Raw genomic sequence first — 21,019 nt, 5'->3', positions numbered from 1 at the left:
GAATAGTTTAGCCATGACTGTAGTTGTAAATCTTATAAACTCAGAAAATTCAATAAGAAGTTTTCCGAGTTTATTAAAGTTGTGTGTTTGGAAAATAAGACAGTATTAAGCTGACAGAGGTAATAGTTATGAAGTTAGCAACAATCTATCCATATATCTCTTCTAGTCTTAAACAAGAGACCAAGCGTCCTTCCCATTCACGTAGCTCAGGTTCGATTTCGCTACAGATAGGCGTCGCATAAGGGCAGCGTTTATGTAGTGAGCAGCCACTCGGTGGGTTTAGCGGACTAGGTAACTCACCTTGTAATGTCAGCTCTTTTTTATGTCCCGTAACTGTTGGTGCTGCTGAGAGTAAGGCAATGGTATAAGGATGCTTAGGGTTATTATAAATAGCATCTTTAGCACCGTGCTCAACCGCTTTCCCTAAATACATCACCATCACATCATCTGCGACATGACGCACAACTGAGAGGTTATGTGAGATAAAGACATAAGCAGTATGGTATTCATCTTGCAGATCCATAAATAAATTCAGTACTTGTGCTTGAATAGAGACGTCAAGTGCTGACGTCGGCTCATCAGCGACGACAATTTTAGGATTGAGCATCATGGCACGGGCGAGGGCAATACGTTGGCGCTGACCACCAGAAAACATATGGGGATAGCGCCCCGTATGCTCAGGACGCAGACCTACGTGCTTCATCATTGCATGGACTTTGGTACGTTTTTCATCTTTGCTTAGCGTCGTATGAATGTCTAACGGTTCCGTCAGCTGAAAACCAATAGTATGGCGTGGATTGAGACTGCCATAAGGGTTTTGAAACACCATCTGAATCTCAGTGCGCAAATTTTTCAGCGCGCTTCTGTTATAGCTGGTCGTTGCCTCATCATTAATGAATAGCTCGCCACTGGTCGGCTGCTCTATCAAAGTAAGCTGACGCGCTAAAGTAGACTTGCCACACCCTGATTCACCGACGACCGCGAGGGTTTTACCGGCTTCTAGCTCAAATGAGATGCCATTTAATGCTTTGACGAACGCTTTACCTTTTCCTAATCCTAGAGATACTTGATAGTGTTTATGCAGATTATCTGCTTTTAAGACAATTTTATTACTCATATTTCAGACTCCAAAGTAGCGGTTTGAGTAGTCCGAGTAGGATGTTCAGGAAGGGTTGCGTGAATACAGCGGACTTCGCCATTTGGCGTTTTTAAGATTGGCGGTGGTACCTCACAAGCGGGCTCTTTGTAAGGACAACGCGGGGAGAGCAAGCAGCCTGTTGGCCTGTCATATTGACTTGGAACCACACCCGGCAAACTATTCAATCTATCTTGGCCAATAGCCAGTTCAGGAATCGCTTGTAATAGCGCTTCGGTATAAGGATGGGCAGGTTTTTGGAATATCTCGGGCACTGTACTGGTCTCGACTACTTGACCGGCATACATGACAGCGACATCACGAGAGTTTTGGGCGACCAGTCCTAAATCATGAGTAATAAGTACCATTGCCATTTGTTTTTCACGTTGTAAGCGGCTGAGCAAATCCATGATTTGAGCCTGAACGGTCACGTCAAGAGCAGTGGTTGGTTCATCAGCGATTAACAATTTTGGCTCGCAAGCTAATGCCATTGCAATCATAACCCGTTGACTCATACCACCCGAAAGTTGATGCGGATAGACACGTAGGCGATTCTTAGCATCTGGCATTTCAACCAGCTCTAATAACTCCAAAAGGCGTTGCCTTACCGCTGCTCCGCGCAAGCCAAGATGGGTGGTTAATACCTCGCCCATTTGCATCTCCACCGTAAAGCTTGGATTTAGGCATGACATAGCGTTTTGAAAAATCATTGAGATATCTTTGCCAATAATCTTGCGCTTTTGTTTTGCTGGCATGGTCAAAAGCTCTTGACCATCAAAGTTGAGACGATCGGCAACGACAGTGGTAGAAGAGGGTAGTAAGCCCATCAGCGCCATCATAGTGACCGATTTACCAGAACCAGATTCGCCGACAACGGCGATGACTTCTCCTTGTTTTATTTTTAAAGAGACGTCATCGACCGCACGAAATGCTCGTGCTCCTTGTCCAAAGGTTACGGATAAATGCTCAATATCGAGCAGCAATGAGTTATCGGTGTCAAGATGGTTCATTGCTGGTTTATTCACATCAAAGCTATTTATTTGAGAATCGTTCATTAAGACACCTGCTTCAATTTTGGATCTAAGGCATCACGCAGACCGTCACCCGTTAGATTGATGGACAATGCAGCTAAGAAAATCGCCACACCCGGCCAAATCGCCAACCACACATTACTCTGGATATATTGACGCGCAGTACCTAGCATCGCACCCCACTCAGCATCAGGCGGTTGAACACCGAAACCTAAGAAACCAATCGCACCCGCCTCCAAGATAGCAGTAGAGAAAATCATCGTCGCTTGGACGATTAATGGCGCCATACAGTTGGGTAATATCGTAATAAACAATAACCGTAATACACCTGCACCCATAACCTGTGAGGCAATAAAATACTCACGTTGCAGCTCAACCATTGCCGTCGCGCGGGTCAACCTGATAAAAGGTGGCGTACATACCAAGGCAATGGTAATGATGGTATTGGTCATCGAAGGCCCTAAGATAGCGGCAATGATGATGGCAAGCAGCAGACTAGGGTAAGACATCAAGATATCATTCACTAGCATAACCGCTTTGCCCCAAACTTTGGGCCAAAAAGCAGCACTTAGTCCTAACGATACGCCGACAATCATCGCTATCGAGGTGGCACTTATTCCGATAAATAATGAATAACGCGCGCCGTGCATGACGCGCGAGAGGGTGTCGCGACCCGCATCATCAGTGCCCAAAAAGAACATTGAATCACCACCACTAAAGAAGGATGGCGGTAGCTGCTCTTTACCGGTAAATAATTCATAAGGGTCATAAGGCGCAATAGTGGGGGCTAAGATGGCGACGATGACCATCAGCATTAAAACGATAAAACCCAGTACAGCACCTTTATTTCGGCAAAAGGTGTATAAAAATAGCTGCCAAGACGTCGGCGGTTTGGGTGCGACCGCAGCAACGTCGGCAGGAATGACAGAAGGCTTCATTGGATATTCCTTTAGTGAGTCAGACCTTGTTTTACTCCACTGGCTTGCTTACTTTATTGGGCTAAGTTGCTTATTTAAATTGTTTATTGCTTGAGCTAACTTAGCACCTGCTTATCTTTGGCAAGCTGAGTAATACAAACTTAGGGACACAAGGTCATCATGGGCACTATGGGTAATTATTAAAAACTATCAATAGCTATTGTAGATACAGTCACGATGTATTCGACATGCATCAAAAGTGCATCAAGCGGGTTTCACCCTAACAATAGCCTATGAAGAATGGCGAATTCTCGGATTAATAAATCCATATAAAATATCGATCATTAAGCTCACTAAAATAAGTGCGGTGGCGACCAATAAAATACCGTTTTGCACGATTGGGTAATCACGGGTAAAGAAGCCATCTAACAACCAGTTGCCAACGCCCGGCCAACTAAAGATAGTCTCAGTGATAATGGCCCCAGCCAATAATGTTGCCATCTGCAATCCCACGACGGTGACCACGGTAATAAGCGCATTACGCATCACGTGGATTAAAATCACTCGTTTTGGCGACAAACCTTTGGCTCTTGCGGTACGCACATAATCTTCATCCAATATCTCAAGCATTGCCGAGCGCGTCATACGAGCAATCATAGCTAGCGGAATAGTCGATAGAGCAATTGAAGGTAGAATGAAATGCTTTACGACATTCCAAAAGGCACCGGGCTCACCAGAGCTTAAGGAGCCTAGTAGCCAAGACCCATATAGAGGTTTGACGTCTAGGAACTGTGCGACAGAGATGACACCAGAGACGGGTAGTAGACCTAAATAATGAGCAAAGATACCGGTAAGAATAGGGCCAAGTAGGTAAATTGGCATAGAGTAGCCGGCAAGGGCACCAGACATTAAGGTGTAATCCAACCAACTACCACGATTTAAGGCGGCTAAAATACCCAGACTGATACCAATGACACTCGCTATCGTAATCGCACAAAGCGCTAATTCTAATGTCGGCACAAAATGCGCAAAAAAATCTTGTAATATCGGCGTTCGGGTACGAAAGGATTCACCAAAGTTACCTTGCAGTATCCCAGTGAGATAATCCCAATATTGTATGGGTAAGGGTTTGTCTAAACCAAGGCGGGCTAAAGCCTGCGCATGTAGTTCAGGATCGACCATACGTTCGCCCATCATAATCTCAACGGCATCGCCAGGTACGAGACGAATAAGAATAAAGGTCGATAAGGTGAGGCCGATATAGACAGGAACTAAGATTAAAATCCGGCGTAGAATATAAAGTAGCATAGCTCGGCTCGTATTTATAAAAGTGGCTTTTAGCAGATATAGCTCAGGCTCAAACAAAGACGGCTGGAACAGAATCTCTGTACCAGCCGCAAACGTATATAGAACAATGACTATCAAGTAAAAAGCGTCACTAGGGTTTGTTAGGTACTGGTATTGAATCTAATATCAGTACTGAATGCAGCACTGATATTAGCTAAGGCTATTTAATTCCTTTATTCAATATCAACGCCATCAAAGCGAATGGAGCCAAGTGGGCTAATTTTGTAGTCTTTTACGTTAGGTGTGGTTAATACAGTTACAACTGAGTTGGCAACTGTCGTCCAAGGTAATTGGTCTTTAAAGATAACCTGTGCCTGTTTGTAATTGGCAATACGCTCATCTTGGTTGGTAATGGCGCGCGCATCTGTTACTAGCTTATCAAAGTCTTTATTACACCAGCGCGAGTAGTTGTTACCACCGACGGCATCACAAGATAATAGAACGCCTAACCAGTTATCAGGATCACCATTATCGCCGGTCCATCCCGCTAGGATTGCTTCAGGCTCGCCTTTACCGGCACGTTTTAGATACTCGCCCCACTCATACGTCACAAGCTTGGCTTTAACACCAACTTTCGCCCAATCCGATTGAATCATCTCTGCCATGAGCTTGGCATTAGGGTTATAAGGGCGCTGAACAGGCATATACCATAAGTCGATTTCTAAATTTTTAGCACCGGCTTCAGCTAATAGCGCTTTGGCTTTTTCGATATCGTAAGGTGCATCTTTGATGTCTTCGTTATAGCCCCACTGCGTTGGTGGCATTGGGTTAGTGGCTTTGATACCAGAACCTTGATAGACCGCATTGATGATGGCATCTTTATTAATCGCCATATCGAGCGCTCGGCGGACATTTACATCTTTTAGGTCTGGTTTTTCAGTGTTATAGCCTAAGTAACCAACGTTAAAGCCGGCATCATCTAACACGTTTGCTTTGCCAGATTTTTTGGCAGAGTCCACTTCAGCTGGATTGGCATAAGCCGAAACATTACATTCGCCTGCCTGTACTTTTTGGGCACGAACCGCTGAGTCTTTAGTGATAACAAAGACAAGGTTGTCGATATGAATATCGTCTTTGTTCCAGTAGTCAGGGTTTTTGGTATAGCGAATCTGCGCATCTTTTTGATACGAGGTAAAGACAAATGGTCCAGTACCGACGGGCTTAGTATTCAGGTCAGCGGCTTTACCAGCGTCTTGTAATTGCTTGGCGTACTCTGCAGAATGGACGTAGGCAAACGGCATTGCTAGGTTTTGTAGGAATGGAGCATTGGTTTCATTCAGAGTAATTTTGACCGTATAATCATCAACTTTTTCTACCTTATTGATAATCTCTGGCAAGCCCATGCCTACTGAATAAGGGAATTCAGCTGGATAGTCTTTATTAAAGGCAAAGCCTGTATCAATCAGGCGTTCGATAGTAAAGATAACGTCATCAGCGTTGAAGTCACGCTTCGGGGTAAAGTAATCGGTCTTACCGAATTTGACGCCTTTACGTAGGTTGAGCGTATAGGTTTTGCCGTCTTCGCTGATGTCCCAGCTTTCTGCTAAACCTGGCTCAATTTCGGTTTCGCCACGTTTGAACTGGACGATACCGTTAAAAATAGGATAAGCACTGGCATCAAAGTCAGTACCTGCCGTATATTGAGCAGGGTCAAAGCCAGCAGGACTGCCTTCTGAACAATAAATTAGAGTTTTAGCCGCTTTAGCATCGCTGCCAGCATCTGCTGTTTTGTCGGTGGTTTTATTGTCGCCGCTACAGGCACTGATGCCTAGTGTTAAGGCTGCTAATAAGGTGAGCTTGAAAAATGGGATTTGCACTGTGATTACATCCTGTATCAATCGTAAGATAATTACCAATTAGTAATACGACAACGCCGCTATAAGCCACTGCTATCGTCCTTTAATTGATAAAGCCTTAATTCCCTTTAAAGTATTTGCTCATTCAGCTTTTTGTTCTGCACATAATTGAGAAATTGGCGCTGAATAAGCAAATGGATAGACCGAATATATATGTAAATATGAGGTTACGCAAGGTGTCTGCAACGTAAATATGAATTTTTTTATGCTATAGACATCTTTTTTATTATGAGTTCTGGAATTAATTGTCTTAAAATCAAAGGTCTATACAACTAAACTTTGTTTCGGAAAGAGAATTAAACAATTTAAAGTCGCCCTAAGAGCGGTTTTAAATCCATAATCAGTAGCAATTAATATTGCTCTTGACTGAAGGGTTATGTAGGACTTACTATCAACACATTATCCAGATTTTTCCATATATCATCGACACTGTCTGCCGCCGTCTCCACGCATAAGACTATCAAATCCCAATCGCTAGGCTCAACGTTATAAGCAAAGTTGGTCATGCCAAGCCCATAATTGTCATTAAAGCTTAACATGGTGGTAATTCCGCCACCAAGCGCAATCGGTGAGCGGGTTAAGGCGCTGAAATTAACGGTGTTATTGTTGTTATCTATATTCGTATTTTGCTCAAGCCATTCCGCCAGCAAAAATGGTAACCAAACAAACTCATTACTGCCCAATACCAGAATGCGCTGCGGTAATTGTTCTTTATCAAACCGTGCTTGTTTATTAAGTAATTCAAAAGTAGTTTGAAACTTTAAAAGATAATTATCAAAGCCATTCGTACTATCTAAGGTTGGAAAACGTCCCCAATTTCCGGTATGACCTAGTGCCTGACTACCAGCCTCGGTGGTATCAACTGATGGCATAGTGATTGGTTGAGGATTGGGTGCATCCGTCCATGTCCAAGCGCCAGATAATAAATGATGACGATGAAAGTCAATATTGGGTAAGCGTTTTGCGATGGTATCGTCGGCATTGGCGTCAGTATTCGCTTGACTCTGATTTAGCGACCAATCAACTAAGGTTGTAAGATGTACTTGTTCTAATTGTTTCAATCCTGCTTCACGTAATGCTGTGACAACATTAACGCAAGTGTTGCCCGTTGATGCTTCATCATCGACCATGATCAAGGTCTTGCTCGCTAGTAGCTGAGCTTGGGTTATTTTATCGGCACTTTGATAAATCAGATGCTGACTGGCATGGCTGTGGTCTTCGCTAAAAGTGGTTAGCAAAGCATGATGATTATCGTCGTCATGTTGCGCGTGACGGGTCGAGTTCAACAGTAGGGCATTTGGATAACGCGTTTGTAGTGCTTGATGTACACCAGCAGATAAGCCAACGGCAGTTTCAGCCATTCCAATAACCAAGATGGGCTCAGGTAAGGCACTAGGAACTAGATTTGCCAAATCAGTAAAAGCTTTACGCATAGTACTAGGCGCTACTGGAATATGACGACCTAAAACTTTTGAGACGAATAAAAACGCGCGTTTTGGGTTAATACGCTGGGCGAAACCGAGCAAGTCTTCTAGTTGATAACTACTGTCTTTCTCTGAGTCGTTTTTAGCAGTCGCTGCATTGGTTTGATAGGTTAAATCAAGCGTACCACGGGGTAGAGTGATGGTCGTGCTGTGTTGCTGGTTTGGCATTCATTTTCCTATAAGTGTTCAATTTTATATTGTGACAGTTGTTTATCAACCCTGACAACCTACTAACCATAGAGCGCTGCGGCTTTGTTTGCTGAGCTGTGGTGTAGTTAGATGCGTCGTTTTAGTCAAGGATGAGTCATATGAATTATCTAGACCAATCCCAGCGCTCGAAAGTAGGGCGGATAATAACTGAAATTTCACTGCATAGTTCATATTTTGTGCATGTTCGTGCACAAAACTTGATGTCACCATGCCGATAACTTCACCAGTTGGCAGCAATAAAGGGCTGCCACTAGATCCCGGCTGAATGGGTGCCGTAAATTGCATATAGCGAATATCATTGCTAAGTCCTGTCAGCCCTGAGATACAACCCTGAGTGACTTGTAGTTGGCTGCTCAGTCCTGATAACGGAAATCCCAGCGTCGTAATAGACTCGCCCAAATTATCAGAGCATTGCTGCGCCAAGGGCAAATAATTGGGCAAAGGCTCGCTTACTTTAATAATGGCCGAATCGCTACCGATATCACTAAGCACCACTTGCGCCTCGCGATCAGGCTGACCTTGCTGACGAATACCAATCATCGCCGCCGATTCGATGACATGATAACAAGTTAATAAATGATATGGGTCTATGGCAAACGCTGTCCCTGTCCAAGTCTCACCAGCCTGAACATGACGCGGCGGACGCGACTCATTATTTGGTTGGTTTTGCATGCGCTGAGCATCTTGAATCAACGCATGCGTATTAGGCGAGCGCATATCAAGGCTAACTTGTAACCGGTGCTCTAAGCTTGCAAGCCCTTGGGTAGAGCTTTCACCAAGCGCGCGACATTTATACTGACCATTACGCTGATATATCTCTAATATAATCGCTGCTTTCACGTGACGTTCAGTAGCCTTAAAGTCATAACTAATCGCGGTATCATTGAGTTTTAGGCTGATATTATCGAGCTCAACAGCTGGCAAGTTAAGGCTTGGCTCATGATAAGCATAGGCAATAAGCTGTAAGTAGCTGACCCCTTGACTATCGAATAGCTGCGGCAAATCAAGTTGCCACTCGTTTGGATTATCTATGTTATTGAGCTTGGCCCAATCTTTGGTTTCATGCAAGTAGGCAGGACTACAAGCTGCTTTACGCTGTTCATCTAAAGGTAGCCATATCAGACCAAGCTGTTGACCAAAAGTAAGCGGCTTTGCTGTCGAAAATGCGACTGAGCACTGTGGTTGCGTGATCACTGTATTTGCGCCCAACACTAAAGTCTGCATACTCATCCCTTTTCTTAAATGAAAGTAACACTGGCCTGTTGTCTGCGGTAATCATATATCAATTATTACTACAATGGGATAATGTCGATTCATTTTAAGTGCTTAAATATGGAAATCGATCACCAAAACAGCTGAGTAACACGATGATTAATCTTACTCATCTACTAAATAAAACCTCACTTTATTTACGGTTAGTCGTTTGAGATTTTGCTACGCTATTATCCACTTAGTAGGCAATCCCAAAATATTATTTGTCACTTTTAAGTCAGTTTTGACTGTTTGACTGTTATACCTAACTTCTACCTATAGTAAATTTTATGCAAAATACTCTTGAGACCGACTCAGTATCTCGACAAAGTAAATATTTCCAAGTGATATTAATGGGTATCAGCGCCTTTGTCGTAAACACGACAGAGTTTGTTCCTGTCGCTCTTTTGAGTGATATTGCACGCGATTTCTCTATTACGACCGCTGAAACGGGTTGGATGTTGACCCTATATGCTTGGGTAGTCGCGGCTATGTCATTGCCGCTTATGCTACTAACCAGCCGCTTTGAGCGTAAAAAATTATTGCTAGCATTATTTGCCGTGTTCATCGCTAGCCATGCTTTATCAGTCTTTGCATGGAGTTTTCAAGTACTGCTGATTAGCCGCGTAGGGATAGCTTTTTCGCATGCGATATTTTGGGCAATTACCGCAGCAATTGCTCTGCGAGTTGCTCCTGAAGGCAAAAAAGCGCTAGCACTGAGTATATTGGCAACTGGCACTTCACTAGCGATGGTGCTCGGCGTACCGATAGGGCGAATAGTAGGACAGTGGTTTGGATGGCGCACGACTTTCGCAGGTATTGGCGTGATTGCCTTTATAGTATTCTTATTACAAATGAAGCTATTGCCGACATTACCTAGTATGTTCAATGGCTCTTTCAAAAAAATTCCAGAGTTACTAAAAAATCCATTATTGGTTTGCTTGTACTTATTCTGCTTTGTGGCTTTCACTGCCGACTATGCCGCTTACTCTTACATTGAGCCTTTTATGAGTAAAATTGGCGCCATCAGCGAAAATCTAGTCACATTTATACTACTGCTATTCGGAGGTGCTGGGCTTATTGGTAGTGTGATATTTAGTCGCTGGAATGATAGATCCAACACCATGTTAATGTTAATCTCCATGGTATTGATATTAGTGTCTATGGTAACGATGTTGTGGGCAGTGACCTCGATATGGCTGCTTAGCTTAAATACCTTAGTCTGGGGTGCGGCAATGATATTGTTGATGCTGTGTATTCAGTCTAAAGTTATCGAAATCGACGTCAGTGCGCAAGACATGGTAATGGCAATGTTCTCCGGCATTATCAATTTGGGCATAGGTGCAGGTGCTTTAATCGGTGGCTATGCGGTCACCAATATTTCCCTATCGAGCGTAGGTTTCGTTGGAGCAGCGATAGCCGCTGCTGCCTTATTATTGATGATATATATGATCAAGCGTTTTCCTGAATTAAACTAACTTATACTGAGTCAAGCCAACTGAGATGATTGATACTATCGTAAGCAATCTACGCTTCGGCTTCGTCTGCTTCAATCTTTACCCCCACCATGATTGAACGTACTTGGCAGGGTACAATTTGCTGAGCGATATCAACCAATTTTGGCTTGTCAGTTAATCCTAACCAATAAGCAAAACCAACTTGGGTCAAATCTACGCCGCTATGCGTGGTGTAATCAATACCCCCGGATGGACGACTGTTAATCTCCAGCACACGATGCTGACCGTCATCATCAGCTTTGGTTTGTACACTGACGATGCCATCGCAGTCAAAGGCTTTAATGAGTGGAATGACGACATCCATGACCGCTTGCTCGTAACCGATATGCTGAATTTTCCCCGTTTTATAACGGGTGACCGCCGCCAATACTTCGCCGTATTCACAGACGACATCGATAGAGTATTCTTGCCCTGATAAATAAGGCATCAGTAACATAGGAATCGGGCGTTCTTGCACCATAACACTGTTCGTATAAGCATTGATAAATTGCGTGATATCAATTTTTTTCTCTTCGGTAAAGTATAGATGCTCAAAGCTATCATATGGCTCACCTGTTTCTTTAGTCTCATCTTTACCCATCTCTTTAACTTTGCCTAAGCGCCAAAATCCTTGCGCAAAAATACCTGTGACCGGTTTGACGCATAACGGCTGATGACCGTGGGTAGCAAGTAACGCCTCAAGCTCTGCGACCGTATCAAAACGCCACGCCTCTGCAACAGGGATATCATGCTCATGGCACTGCTGCATAAAGGCAAACTTATCATCTATCGTTTCTAACGCTGCCACGCTAGTAGCGCCCGTCAATAAACGAATACCCGCTGCGTCAAATGCCTCACGCTGGGCTTCGTAATCAATGCCATTGCGCCCAGTGAGTAACACCTTGACGTTATTGGCTTTGGCTTGCTCTAAAACAAACGCCCAACGCGGCATCAATGGCTCAGCAGTCGCGAGCATTGCTTGCTTATCGCTATCTATCGCGCTTGCAGAAGGTTCACAGTAAGCGCTATCGGCAAATTCAAAAATCTCAGGTCTATCATGACGATGTGAGGCAATGATGCTAAATGGCTTGTTAAATTGGGCTTTTAGAGTTTGTAGGCTGGCCAGCATATCACGTTGGCTTGACTGTCCTTCAGCCAGCCAAACGGCAGGTAACGCTTCAGTTGATGTTGGATGATGGCTAGCGTTAGCAGGGGTTTTCATAATTATCTCAGCATTATTGTAAATTTATAGAGTTGAATAATTTGGTATCAGTATCAGTATGGATATTAACTATACAAAACCGATTGGGTGCTAGGAAATATTCATAAGTATTGAGTGTTAAAAATAGCAATAAATCGGGGCGCGATACAGTGTTGGTTATAGCAGGGTCTATTATATACAAATGCTAAGCGTTATAAATGCTGCCCACAAAATAGCATTGAGGATTTGTAAAAATATTTTTTAGGGGCATAGACACTTTATTGAACTATTTATTGAACGGTCGTGCGCTTTAAAAACTAGACGTTATCCATGCTACTATATAGCGATAGTTAGCATCGCACATACAAGCAAATAATAAATAACGCAAAGGATAAATAATGAGTCAACCTCAACAACTGATTGCTGGTGCCAATGCGCCACTACCAACCGATAATATTAGCATTCGTATTTTAAGCCAAAACGCGATCGATTGTGCCGCTTATCGCCTGACAACTGACGGAAAAGTACGTGGTGATGGCGACATGATATTTTATGGTCAAACGCGTAGCGACGATGCTAGCGTCAGCTTTCGAGGTCATGACAGCGATGGGTTTTTTGACATCGATTTGTCTGCGCAACCTGCAAATATTGAGAAGATTGCCCTTGCATTTTCTAGCGCACAGACGCTTGCGCAAGTTGGCGATGTCGATATTCAAGTATTGCAAGGCAGCCAAGTATTGATGACTTGTCAATTAACTGCTACTGGACGTAATGAAAAAGCGATTATCCTAGCCGAATGCTATCGTCGGCAGGGCAGTTGGAAGTTTCGTTTTATTGCGCAAGGTTTTGAAGGTGGTCTTAAACCGTTGTCTGAACATTTCGGTGTTGAAATTGCCGATGAAGCGCCAGCTCAAAGCCAGCCTCAATCTATCAATACGCAAAAACCAATCAATACCCAAAAAGCGGCTAGTGCCTCTCAAACAAATACGCCACCACCGATTGCAGCTGGTAATACAAGCGCCCCTTCAATTAATCTAAGCAAAATAACCTTAACCAAAAATCAGTCTAGCATCAATCTAACCAAGCGCGATGATTTTGGCAAAATCTCGGTCAATTTAGACTGGAATCAGCGCCCGAATACAGATAAATCGGCACCAAAAAAAGGCATACTAGGCGATTTGTTTAAACAGCATAAAGCGGGTGGTATTGACCTTGACGTTGGGGCGATGATTCATCTAAAAAATGGTGAAAAAACACTGATTCAAGCCTTGGGTAATCGCTTTGGTAGCTTAACATCAGCGCCTTATGTTTGTTTGCGTGCTGATGATAGAACAGGGCAGGTAAGCGGCGGCGAATGGCTGGATATTAACGGTCAGCAGTGGTCGCAGATTGAAGAAGTCTTTATCTTTGCTTTCATCTATGAAGGCGCGCCAAATTGGGCGCAAACCGATGGGGTCGTCACCATTCATGTACTAGAGCAACCACCGATCGAAACGCGTTTAACAGAAGGCACAGGTAATTTACCGATGTGCGCCATTGCGCGTTTGGTCAATCAAAATGGCAGTATCAATGTTGAGCGTATTAATGAGTATTTTAAAGGCCATCAAGAAATGGATAAAGCCTTTAATTGGGGCTTTAGCTGGAAACGTGGTAGTAAGTAACTACTTTAAAAGAATCCTGTGATGCAAAAAAATCAGCCCATCTAATGATAGATGGGCTGATTTTTATGTATTAATTTTCTAAATGATGAATTGAACATCTTTTAAAAAACTCTACTTATAAGAATTAAGCATGCGGTGTGATAGCAGGCATCAAATCATGAAAGGTACGACCAGAAGCCGTTTCACCGATAGCATGCATTTTCCACTCATTATTATGGCGATAAACTTTTGCCATAATCATCGCGGTATGAGTACCTTGTGACGATAAATTGTAGCGTGCCACTTCGGTATTGTTGTTGGCATTGACGATACGGCAAAACGCATTTTCGACGGTTTCAAACGTTTGACCGGTAAAGCTATTGACAGTAAAGACCAATGAAACGACGTTAGCAGGCACTCTTGATAAATCAACATTGATAACTTCATCATCGCCATCGCCATCACCAGTACGGTTATCACCCGTATGAAGGATGCTGCCGTCTTTTGATTGTAGTTGGCTGAACCATATCGCATCGACGGCTTGTTTATTGGCATCAAACATAATGCACGAGGCATCCAAGTCAATTGAATCGCCGCCGCTACCGCCACCGAATAATTTACCTAAAAAGCCGCCTTTTTTCTCTTGTTGTCCTTGAAAAACATCCCAACCTAAACCCAGTTTTACTTGGGTAAGCTCGCCACCGGCTTCTTTACTTAGGGAGATTTTCTGACCTTTTTGTAAGCTAACAGCCATGTGATTATCCTTATAATAGTTATTTAAAATCAAGTTATTGAAAAAGTGCTATAAAATATTGCCAAGTAAGCCGTTATTGCCACCGCGACCACCTGAGCTAGTACCCATGATACTTTGTAGCCAACCTTGATAGCTGTCGCGATTGCGCGAGCAAATAATGACTTTGCCAGTTCCAGAGAAGTTCAAAACCATCCCTTCGCCACTGGTGACCGAATTGATAATATTGCCCATAAAGCCTTTTTTCTTACTAGTGGCGACCGACAGTTTGTATTCCAAACGCGAGTCCCAGCAGACCACATGACCGTTATCAATGATGACGTCTTTACCAGGTTCGACATCGATCTCAAATAGTGAGCCGAAACCTGATACCACCACCTGACCTTGACCCTGGGTCTGCATGACCATAAAGCCGCCAGTATCACCAAACACGGCACCACCTAAGTTACGCTGAATCTTAGCTTTGACATCGACACCCGTTTGCGCCGCGACAAATGCGCCGTCACTGAGCGTATATTGTTGCGCGCCGCAGTCAAGTATTTGCATATCACCGTCGAGCGTTGGCGCGAGTAGACAATCGCCTTCGCCATCTACTGCTTCGATTTGCTGTTGAAACAATGATTCATCATTAGCGAAACGGCGCATCAATGACTGCACCAAACCACCTTGCAGCTTACCTTTAAGCTCAAGGTTTGATTCCATCATTACCATTGCATTGGCTTCGCAATAGATGGAGTCACCTCTTTTAAGGTTGCAATGAAGAAATGGTTCAATGGTCCCGATTAAGCTAAACGTTGCGGCCATAGGGTACAAATCCTTATATCAGTATTATGAAGATTAGCATTCTAAATTTTGAACGTATTTTAGAGTTGAACGTATTTTAGAGTTGAACGTATTTTAGTATTATTAACAAAGTCTGTTGCTATAAAATCTCTATATTTTTAAAAGTCAGCTCAAAAAAACTTTCGTTAGCCTATTACTTTTAAAGCCATCAAATGTGATAATAGGGCACACTTGATAGCTTTTTTGAGTTTACTAATTTAGCTTTTGGTCTTAAACACTAACGCCATAAGATGAGGCTAATGGACCTAGACCACCGCTAAAGCCTTGACCAACGGCACGGAATTTCCAGTCACCAGCATGGCGATATAATTCACCAAAGATCATCGCCGTTTCAGTACTACCATCTTCTGATAGGTCATAGCGAGCAATTTCAGTGCCGCCATTGTCATTGACGATACGGATATAAGCTTCGCCTACTTGACCAAAGTTTTGGTTACGGCCTTGGCCTTCATAGATTATGGCACAAAGGGCTACTTTACTCACATCAGCTGGAATACTTGCCAAATTTACTTTGATTGCTTCATCATCGCCGTCGCCTTCACCAGTACGGTTATCACCGGTATGCTCAACTGCGCCATTGTCTGACTTTAGGTTGTTGAAAAAGATAAAGTCTTGGTCATTACGGACTTTGCCCGCTTCATTGACCAAAAAACCAATCGCATCTAAATCAAACTCTTGACCGTCAGTAGCGCGTGGATCCCAGCCTAGACCGACTGTAATATTGGTTAAACCTGGCGCTTCTTTTGATAAGTTTACGTTGCCGCCTTTTGTTAAGCTAATAGCCATATAAATATCCTTTGGATTAATAATTAAGTGGATTTGGTTTTGTAAAATAAACTAAAAATAGTGCAGTGATAATTTTCCTAGTGCAGAGGGCTAATAAATAGACCTGTACGCCATATCCTGCATATCATTACATTTTACTATACTAAGCGATTGCTTACTAAGCAAGGCGTATTTTGTGTGTGGACGACATGTTTACTAACAAATATATAAGTTGTGCAAATCTGATACTTTCCAATCATTCAACCAACAGTAGTTAAGCGTTTGTTATCAAAAGTGAATTTTTTAGAGGTCGAATTTGGTACTGATATTTGAGTATCTAACCTAGCGATTAAGCCAACCAAATATGATAAATATGATAAAGATAAACGAGATATAAAAAAACAGGTTATACCAATTTGTTTGATATAACCTGTCATTACAACGATACTTTCTTCAGGCTTCTTATTCTTAAAGTTAAGTCGACACTCAAACTTAAACTCAAACTTAAACTTAAACTTAAACTAAGTAATCGACTTTGCTTCTCGCTTACGAAAGTTGAGTGATGCGACAAACGCCCAACCAATAAAGGCAATACCAATCAAACCAGTGATAATTTCTGGCACATGGAATTTAACCGATAGCAACATGATGATTGCCAAGGCACCGATCGCATAATGCGCGCCATGTTCAAGATAGACAAATTCATCAAGTGTGCCTTTATCGACTAAGAAAATAGTCATCGAACGTACAAACATTGCACCGATGGCAAGACCTAGCATGATTACGATTACGTCATTGGTGATTGCAAATGCGCCAATCACACCGTCGAAACTGAACGAGGCATCAAGGACTTCTAAGTATAAGAAACCGATAATACCGCCCTTCATAATCGCGCTAGTCGCTGCTGCGCCAGAACCATTTTCTTCGTTTTCTAAATCTTCTTCGAGATCACCTTCAAGCATTCCAGAAACCACTTGCACGCCAAGGTAAACTAAAATACCCCAAACACCAGCGATTAAGACAGCAGCTGATTGAGCAGGATCAGCAAACGATACCGCAATCATCAAGACGATAAGTGCGACGAAAACGCTCATAGCATCGACTTTGCCTAGTTTAGCCAAACGGCTCTCTAACCAATCAAACCAATGAACTTCTTTATCATCAAAAATAAAGTTTAAGAACACCAATAATAAGAAAATACCACCAAATGCTGAGATTTCAGCGTGATGGGCCAATAATCTCGCTGAATATTCTTTAGGATCGTTTAAGGCTAAGTCGACCACTTGCATGATACCAAGGTCGGCAGTTACAGCAACGATGACAATCGGGAATACCAAACGCATACCAAATACGGCGACTAAAATACCAACGGTTAAGAATATCTTTTTCCAAAACTCGTCCCAGCCTTTGAGGACTGAAGCGTTGACCACCGCATTATCAAACGATAATGAAATCTCCATGACGGCCAAGATAGCGGTAATAGATAGGGTGGTTATCATACCGCCCATACCGCCATGTGAATATCCCCACCACGCCGCGACCGCTAGGGCAATGGCTGTGAAGATAAAGTCTAAATAAAAATGTCTCATGACACATCCTGTCTGGTTGCGTAAAGCTAAGGTTGGCCCGTTATAGGCGCAATCCATAAAAAAAGCGGTTATCGCTAACCGCTTTTTTGCATAATTTTAAATGAAACATAAAGCATTACCAATCATTTAGCTACTGAAAATTGTGACTGTTTTGCAACCACATTTTACAGTCATAATTACAGCGCCTAGTGAGGTAGCATGACTCTAAGTTTTGGATGTGTTTATCATCTATTTAAGTGTTTTAACACAGACCAACTTTCGGTTTGACTGTTGATGTAGATAGTGATTTAGACAGTGATTTAAATATCTACACCGTATTGTTGACACATTGCTTGTAAGCCGCCTGAATAGCCTTGACCAACAGCACGGAATTTCCACTCACCGTTATGACGATATACTTCGCCAAATACCATTGCTGTCTCTACAGAATAATCTTCTGCCAAATCAAAACGGACCACTTCAGTGCCTGTTTCTTCGTTCACGACACGGATAAAGGCATTGGCAACTTGACCAAAGTTTTGGCTACGAGCTGTTGCATCATGGATAGTGACCGTTACGACGATTTTATCGACATCAGCAGGAACTTGGGTTAGGTTCACTTTAACGACTTCATCATCACCATCACCTTCGCCGGTACGGTTGTCACCAGTATGCTCAACCGCGCCATTGTCAGATTTAAGCTGGTTATAAAAGATAAAGTCGTGATCACCACGTACTTTACCGGCAGTACTTAGCAAAAAAATACTGGCATCAAGATCAAATTCAGCACCAGAGGTTGCGCGCTCATCCCAACCAAGACCAATAAGCAGCTTGGTTAAATTTGGATCAGTTTTAGTAAGCGATAAATTACCGCCTTTATTAAGTGATAATGCCATGGGATTGTCCTTGTTATTAGAGTAGGGAAGGTTTTCATTTTAAAGTTAGGGTAATACAAGCTATAAAAGTAAAAAACATATAAATACAAGCGATAGCGGGATTAAAAAGAACACAAAACCATCGCTAGTAACGCTCTATCATAACAACAAAAAATGACCCAATCAAAGTAGATTAGGTCATTGTTATGTTTCATAGCAAGTTAAGCGTCAAATATAGTATTTAGGCTGCTTTACTTTGGATTTGCAGTCTTAAACTTTAGCGATGACGAATCTCAAAACTTTGATGAATCGGTTTTTTAATATTGAAATCGAAACCAATGGTTTTTTGGGTAATATCAACGATGTCATAGCGTTCGAGCAACTGCTCATCTAACTCAAAGCGGGTAAAGTTATTAGAAAAATACAATATCCCATCAGAGGTTAGGCGGTTCATCGCGCGGTTAATAATAGCAGCATGGTCGCGTTGGACATCGAACGTACCTTGGAATTTTTTCGAATTCGAAAAGGTCGGTGGATCAATAAAGATAATATCAAACTGCTCAGTATTGTCTTTTATCCACTCAAAAATATCGGCGGCAACGAATTGATATTTATTGCCACTGACATTTAAGCCATTTAAGGCAAAGTTTTGCTTGCCCCAATCTAGATAATTCTGTGACAAATCAACGCTGGTGACTTTTTTAGCACCAGCTAAAGCGGCATGGACACTTGCTGTACAAGTATAAGCAAATAGGTTCAGCACTGATTTATTACGACTGTTGTCTTTGATACGCGCGCGCATATTGCGATGGTCAATAAATAGACCCGTATCAAGATAATCGGTAAAGTTAACATACAGATAAGCGCCATCTTCACGTGCAATATAAAACTTGCCACGCTTTTCGGTGTTGCCTTGTTTGCTATATTGGTCATTACCCGATTGACGGGCGCGGGTTTTGATAAAGATTTGCTCGCGGTTAATGTTAAACACTTCTCGAATGCCCATCAATGCTAAATTAAAACGTTTTTTAGCGGTTTCCGGTGGAATAGTTTTGGGTGGCGCATATTCTTGTACGTGAGCATAATCGCCATATAAATCGATAGCCACTTTAAAGTCTGGTAAGTCGGCATCGTAGACACGGATATTGCTGACGTTGTCTTTTTTAGCCAGTTTTTTGAGTCTGAGCAGGTTTTTCTGTAAGCGGTTGATAAAGTCTTGTGCTTCTTCAGTTTCTATCTCACGCTTTTCAAAGCGGCTGACAAGATTGCCTGTTTGACCCGCAATCAAGGTACCATAGCGGAAGTAAACCGTGATGGCACCGTTATGACAGCGCAAAGTTTTTGGGTCTTTGATAGGTAAGATATCGACTTGTTCAACATGCGACGCTAAAATACCAAGCATCGGCTCAATACCACTACCTGCAAAGCTGTCTTGCAAGATAAGCCCGATGGCTTGATAGAGCGGCTTAATCATCTCTTCATCACCCAAACGCTCACCATAAGGCGGGTTGGTAATGATTAAAGGATTGCTTAAGCGACCATCATCAGCCAAAGGTTTGAGCACCGCACTTAATTGGTCAAGAGCGCGAGTCTCGATATCAAGTAAGGGTAGCAAGTCTTGTAAACCGGCAGCGATCAGGTTTTTTTCTGTCGCAACAATGGCACCACTATCCGCGTCAAAGCCCAGAATAAGCGGCAATGTATCTGGCTGCTCATTGGCAATCTCCAAAGCTTCACGGAAACGCGTTTGTGCATCATCGATCATTTCTTGCCATAACACTTCGTCATGATGCTGCCACTCATAAAAACCAAATTGATTGGCAGCTTTATCGATACCGACGGCATAATCACAATGCATCAATAACGCTTCAATAATAAAAGTTCCAGAGCCACACATTGGGTCGATTAAGGCGTTATAAAAAGGCGCATTGCCTGCTTCGTTTTTCTTATGCCAGCCTGCACTATAAAGTAACGCTGCGGCTAAGTTCTCTTTCAATGGCGCATCTGTCATTGCAACACGATAACCACGACGATGCAAACTAGTCCCTGATAAATCTAGATATAGCTCGGCTTGCTTGTCATTGACGGTGGCAAATACAGAAAAATCTGGGTTTTTACTATCGACGTTAGGACGACTGTCATACACTTCGTTAAAGGTATCGGCAATCGCATCTTTGATACGTAACATGGCAAATTGCTGACTGACCGCAACGCGTTTATCGACTGATAGACGGATAGCAAACGTTTGCTCTAGCTTAAATTGCTCCGTCCAATTGACTGATTTTGCCAACCCATAAAGCTGCTCAGCCACATCGTATTCGGCGTTGATATTTTTGCGTTTAATCAGCATTAATACGCGAGATGCCACACGCGACCACAAACAGATCGTATATAAATCACGCAAGCTACCCGTGACCGCAAGGCGACCAGTGCTTTTCATCTCGCTTGCAATACCAAAACTGGTCAGCTCAGTCTGTAGTGGTGCTTCTAATCCATCGGCGCAGGTGATAATCAGATCCAGTGACATTGCTTCTGATACTTGTGACGCTGCTGTTGCAAGGGCTGGCATGGTTGTTTCGGTCATACGGATACCTGTGGGCTAAATTGATAAATAGTGCACATCATAAAATAAGATGTTTAACCATCAAT

The 21,019-nt window shown here is 42.8% G+C and carries 16 protein-coding genes; 2 read left to right on the top strand and 14 right to left on the bottom strand.

The genetic code is table 11. The features are described 5' to 3' along the window. Nucleotides 1-145: 145 nt before the first annotated feature. The 7 genes from ACMHKH_RS07255 to ACMHKH_RS07225 all read right to left on the bottom strand — a co-directional run bounded on the left by ACMHKH_RS07255 (nucleotide 146) and on the right by ACMHKH_RS07225 (nucleotide 9,210). On the bottom strand, nucleotides 146-1,117 hold the full coding sequence (locus ACMHKH_RS07255) for a peptide ABC transporter ATP-binding protein (protein WP_413519972.1): 972 nt from the start codon (nucleotides 1,115-1,117) through the stop codon (nucleotides 146-148). Next, complete coding sequence (locus ACMHKH_RS07250) at nucleotides 1,114-2,190, bottom strand: ABC transporter ATP-binding protein (RefSeq protein ID WP_413519971.1); 1,077 nt, start codon at nucleotides 2,188-2,190, stop codon at nucleotides 1,114-1,116. Before ACMHKH_RS07250 ends, ACMHKH_RS07255 begins: the two co-directional genes overlap by 4 nt. Continuing rightward, nucleotides 2,190-3,104 carry an ABC transporter permease gene (locus ACMHKH_RS07245; protein WP_413519970.1) on the bottom strand — a complete coding sequence of 305 codons (915 nt, stop codon included), beginning with the start codon at nucleotides 3,102-3,104 and terminating at the stop codon, nucleotides 2,190-2,192. Before ACMHKH_RS07245 ends, ACMHKH_RS07250 begins: the two co-directional genes overlap by 1 nt. Before the next feature lie 270 nt (nucleotides 3,105-3,374). Further along, nucleotides 3,375-4,391: an ABC transporter permease gene (locus tag ACMHKH_RS07240; RefSeq protein WP_413519969.1), complete on the bottom strand. Its 1,017-nt coding sequence runs from the start codon at nucleotides 4,389-4,391 to the stop codon at nucleotides 3,375-3,377. A gap of 212 nt (nucleotides 4,392-4,603) precedes the next feature. After that, nucleotides 4,604-6,247 (bottom strand): ABC transporter substrate-binding protein, encoded by a 1,644-nt coding sequence (locus ACMHKH_RS07235; protein WP_413519968.1) that lies wholly within the window; start codon nucleotides 6,245-6,247, stop codon nucleotides 4,604-4,606. A 413-nt stretch (nucleotides 6,248-6,660) separates the two neighbouring features. Continuing rightward, nucleotides 6,661-7,938, bottom strand: coding sequence for a phosphoribosyltransferase domain-containing protein (locus tag ACMHKH_RS07230; RefSeq protein WP_413519967.1), 1,278 nt, complete (start codon nucleotides 7,936-7,938; stop codon nucleotides 6,661-6,663). 45 nt (nucleotides 7,939-7,983) lie between these two features. Continuing rightward, nucleotides 7,984-9,210: a S1 family peptidase gene (locus tag ACMHKH_RS07225; protein WP_413519966.1), complete on the bottom strand. Its 1,227-nt coding sequence runs from the start codon at nucleotides 9,208-9,210 to the stop codon at nucleotides 7,984-7,986. Between the two features lie 311 nt (nucleotides 9,211-9,521). On the opposite strand from ACMHKH_RS07225, the gene ACMHKH_RS07220 reads away from it, so the two are divergent. Next, nucleotides 9,522-10,709: a sugar transporter gene (locus ACMHKH_RS07220; RefSeq protein WP_413519965.1), complete on the top strand. Its 1,188-nt coding sequence runs from the start codon at nucleotides 9,522-9,524 to the stop codon at nucleotides 10,707-10,709. A 49-nt stretch (nucleotides 10,710-10,758) separates the two neighbouring features. On the opposite strand, the gene ACMHKH_RS07215 is transcribed toward ACMHKH_RS07220, so the two are convergent. Beyond that, nucleotides 10,759-11,949 (bottom strand): ATP-grasp domain-containing protein, encoded by a 1,191-nt coding sequence (locus tag ACMHKH_RS07215; protein ID WP_413519964.1) that lies wholly within the window; start codon nucleotides 11,947-11,949, stop codon nucleotides 10,759-10,761. 377 nt (nucleotides 11,950-12,326) lie between these two features. Here ACMHKH_RS07215 and ACMHKH_RS07210 point away from each other — a divergent pair, with 377 nt between their 5' ends. Beyond that, the gene (locus ACMHKH_RS07210; protein WP_413519963.1) at nucleotides 12,327-13,589 is read left to right on the top strand and encodes a TerD family protein; all 1,263 of its coding nucleotides are present in this window, start codon (nucleotides 12,327-12,329) and stop codon (nucleotides 13,587-13,589) included. A 124-nt stretch (nucleotides 13,590-13,713) separates the two neighbouring features. On the opposite strand, the gene ACMHKH_RS07205 is transcribed toward ACMHKH_RS07210, so the two are convergent. From ACMHKH_RS07205 to rlmKL, 6 genes are all read right to left on the bottom strand, one after another. After that, the gene (locus tag ACMHKH_RS07205) at nucleotides 13,714-14,322 is read right to left on the bottom strand and encodes a TerD family protein (protein ID WP_413519962.1); all 609 of its coding nucleotides are present in this window, start codon (nucleotides 14,320-14,322) and stop codon (nucleotides 13,714-13,716) included. Nucleotides 14,323-14,370: 48 nt separating this feature from the next. Further along, nucleotides 14,371-15,123: a TIGR00266 family protein gene (locus ACMHKH_RS07200; RefSeq protein WP_413519961.1), complete on the bottom strand. Its 753-nt coding sequence runs from the start codon at nucleotides 15,121-15,123 to the stop codon at nucleotides 14,371-14,373. 249 nt (nucleotides 15,124-15,372) lie between these two features. Then, nucleotides 15,373-15,948: a TerD family protein gene (locus ACMHKH_RS07195; RefSeq protein ID WP_413519960.1), complete on the bottom strand. Its 576-nt coding sequence runs from the start codon at nucleotides 15,946-15,948 to the stop codon at nucleotides 15,373-15,375. Between the two features lie 500 nt (nucleotides 15,949-16,448). Further along, nucleotides 16,449-17,516, bottom strand: a complete 1,068-nt coding sequence (locus ACMHKH_RS07190; protein WP_413519959.1) for a DUF475 domain-containing protein — start codon at nucleotides 17,514-17,516, stop codon at nucleotides 16,449-16,451. 299 nt (nucleotides 17,517-17,815) lie between these two features. Beyond that, nucleotides 17,816-18,391, bottom strand: a complete 576-nt coding sequence (locus ACMHKH_RS07185) for a TerD family protein (RefSeq protein WP_413519958.1) — start codon at nucleotides 18,389-18,391, stop codon at nucleotides 17,816-17,818. 256 nt (nucleotides 18,392-18,647) lie between these two features. After that, nucleotides 18,648-20,954, bottom strand: coding sequence for a bifunctional 23S rRNA (guanine(2069)-N(7))-methyltransferase RlmK/23S rRNA (guanine(2445)-N(2))-methyltransferase RlmL (gene rlmKL, locus ACMHKH_RS07180; protein WP_413519957.1), 2,307 nt, complete (start codon nucleotides 20,952-20,954; stop codon nucleotides 18,648-18,650). Nucleotides 20,955-21,019 lie beyond the last annotated feature (65 nt).

This window comes from Psychrobacter glacincola (assembly GCF_965118485.1).
GTDB lineage: Bacteria > Pseudomonadota > Gammaproteobacteria > Pseudomonadales > Moraxellaceae > Psychrobacter > Psychrobacter glacincola_D.
The sequence above is the reverse complement of the archived record's forward strand: the minus strand, read 5'-3'. Positions and strand labels throughout refer to the sequence as shown.

What these genes read in the sequence shown, in the direction of transcription:
- ACMHKH_RS07255 (WP_413519972.1), bottom strand. Translation starts at nt 1,117, where the DNA reads ATGAGTAATAAAATTGTCTTAAAAGCAGATAATCTGCATAAACACTAT.
- ACMHKH_RS07250 (WP_413519971.1), bottom strand. Translation starts at nt 2,190, where the DNA reads ATGAACGATTCTCAAATAAATAGCTTTGATGTGAATAAACCAGCAATG.
- ACMHKH_RS07245 (WP_413519970.1), bottom strand. Translation starts at nt 3,104, where the DNA reads ATGAAGCCTTCTGTCATTCCTGCCGACGTTGCTGCGGTCGCACCCAAA.
- ACMHKH_RS07240 (WP_413519969.1), bottom strand. Translation starts at nt 4,391, where the DNA reads ATGCTACTTTATATTCTACGCCGGATTTTAATCTTAGTTCCTGTCTAT.
- ACMHKH_RS07230 (WP_413519967.1), bottom strand. Translation starts at nt 7,938, where the DNA reads ATGCCAAACCAGCAACACAGCACGACCATCACTCTACCCCGTGGTACG.
- ACMHKH_RS07225 (WP_413519966.1), bottom strand. Translation starts at nt 9,210, where the DNA reads ATGAGTATGCAGACTTTAGTGTTGGGCGCAAATACAGTGATCACGCAA.
- ACMHKH_RS07220 (WP_413519965.1), top strand. Translation starts at nt 9,522, where the DNA reads ATGCAAAATACTCTTGAGACCGACTCAGTATCTCGACAAAGTAAATAT.
- ACMHKH_RS07215 (WP_413519964.1), bottom strand. Translation starts at nt 11,949, where the DNA reads ATGAAAACCCCTGCTAACGCTAGCCATCATCCAACATCAACTGAAGCG.
- ACMHKH_RS07210 (WP_413519963.1), top strand. Translation starts at nt 12,327, where the DNA reads ATGAGTCAACCTCAACAACTGATTGCTGGTGCCAATGCGCCACTACCA.
- ACMHKH_RS07205 (WP_413519962.1), bottom strand. Translation starts at nt 14,322, where the DNA reads ATGGCTGTTAGCTTACAAAAAGGTCAGAAAATCTCCCTAAGTAAAGAA.
- ACMHKH_RS07200 (WP_413519961.1), bottom strand. Translation starts at nt 15,123, where the DNA reads ATGGCCGCAACGTTTAGCTTAATCGGGACCATTGAACCATTTCTTCAT.
- ACMHKH_RS07195 (WP_413519960.1), bottom strand. Translation starts at nt 15,948, where the DNA reads ATGGCTATTAGCTTAACAAAAGGCGGCAACGTAAACTTATCAAAAGAA.
- ACMHKH_RS07190 (WP_413519959.1), bottom strand. Translation starts at nt 17,516, where the DNA reads ATGAGACATTTTTATTTAGACTTTATCTTCACAGCCATTGCCCTAGCG.
- ACMHKH_RS07185 (WP_413519958.1), bottom strand. Translation starts at nt 18,391, where the DNA reads ATGGCATTATCACTTAATAAAGGCGGTAATTTATCGCTTACTAAAACT.
- rlmKL (WP_413519957.1), bottom strand. Translation starts at nt 20,954, where the DNA reads ATGACCGAAACAACCATGCCAGCCCTTGCAACAGCAGCGTCACAAGTA.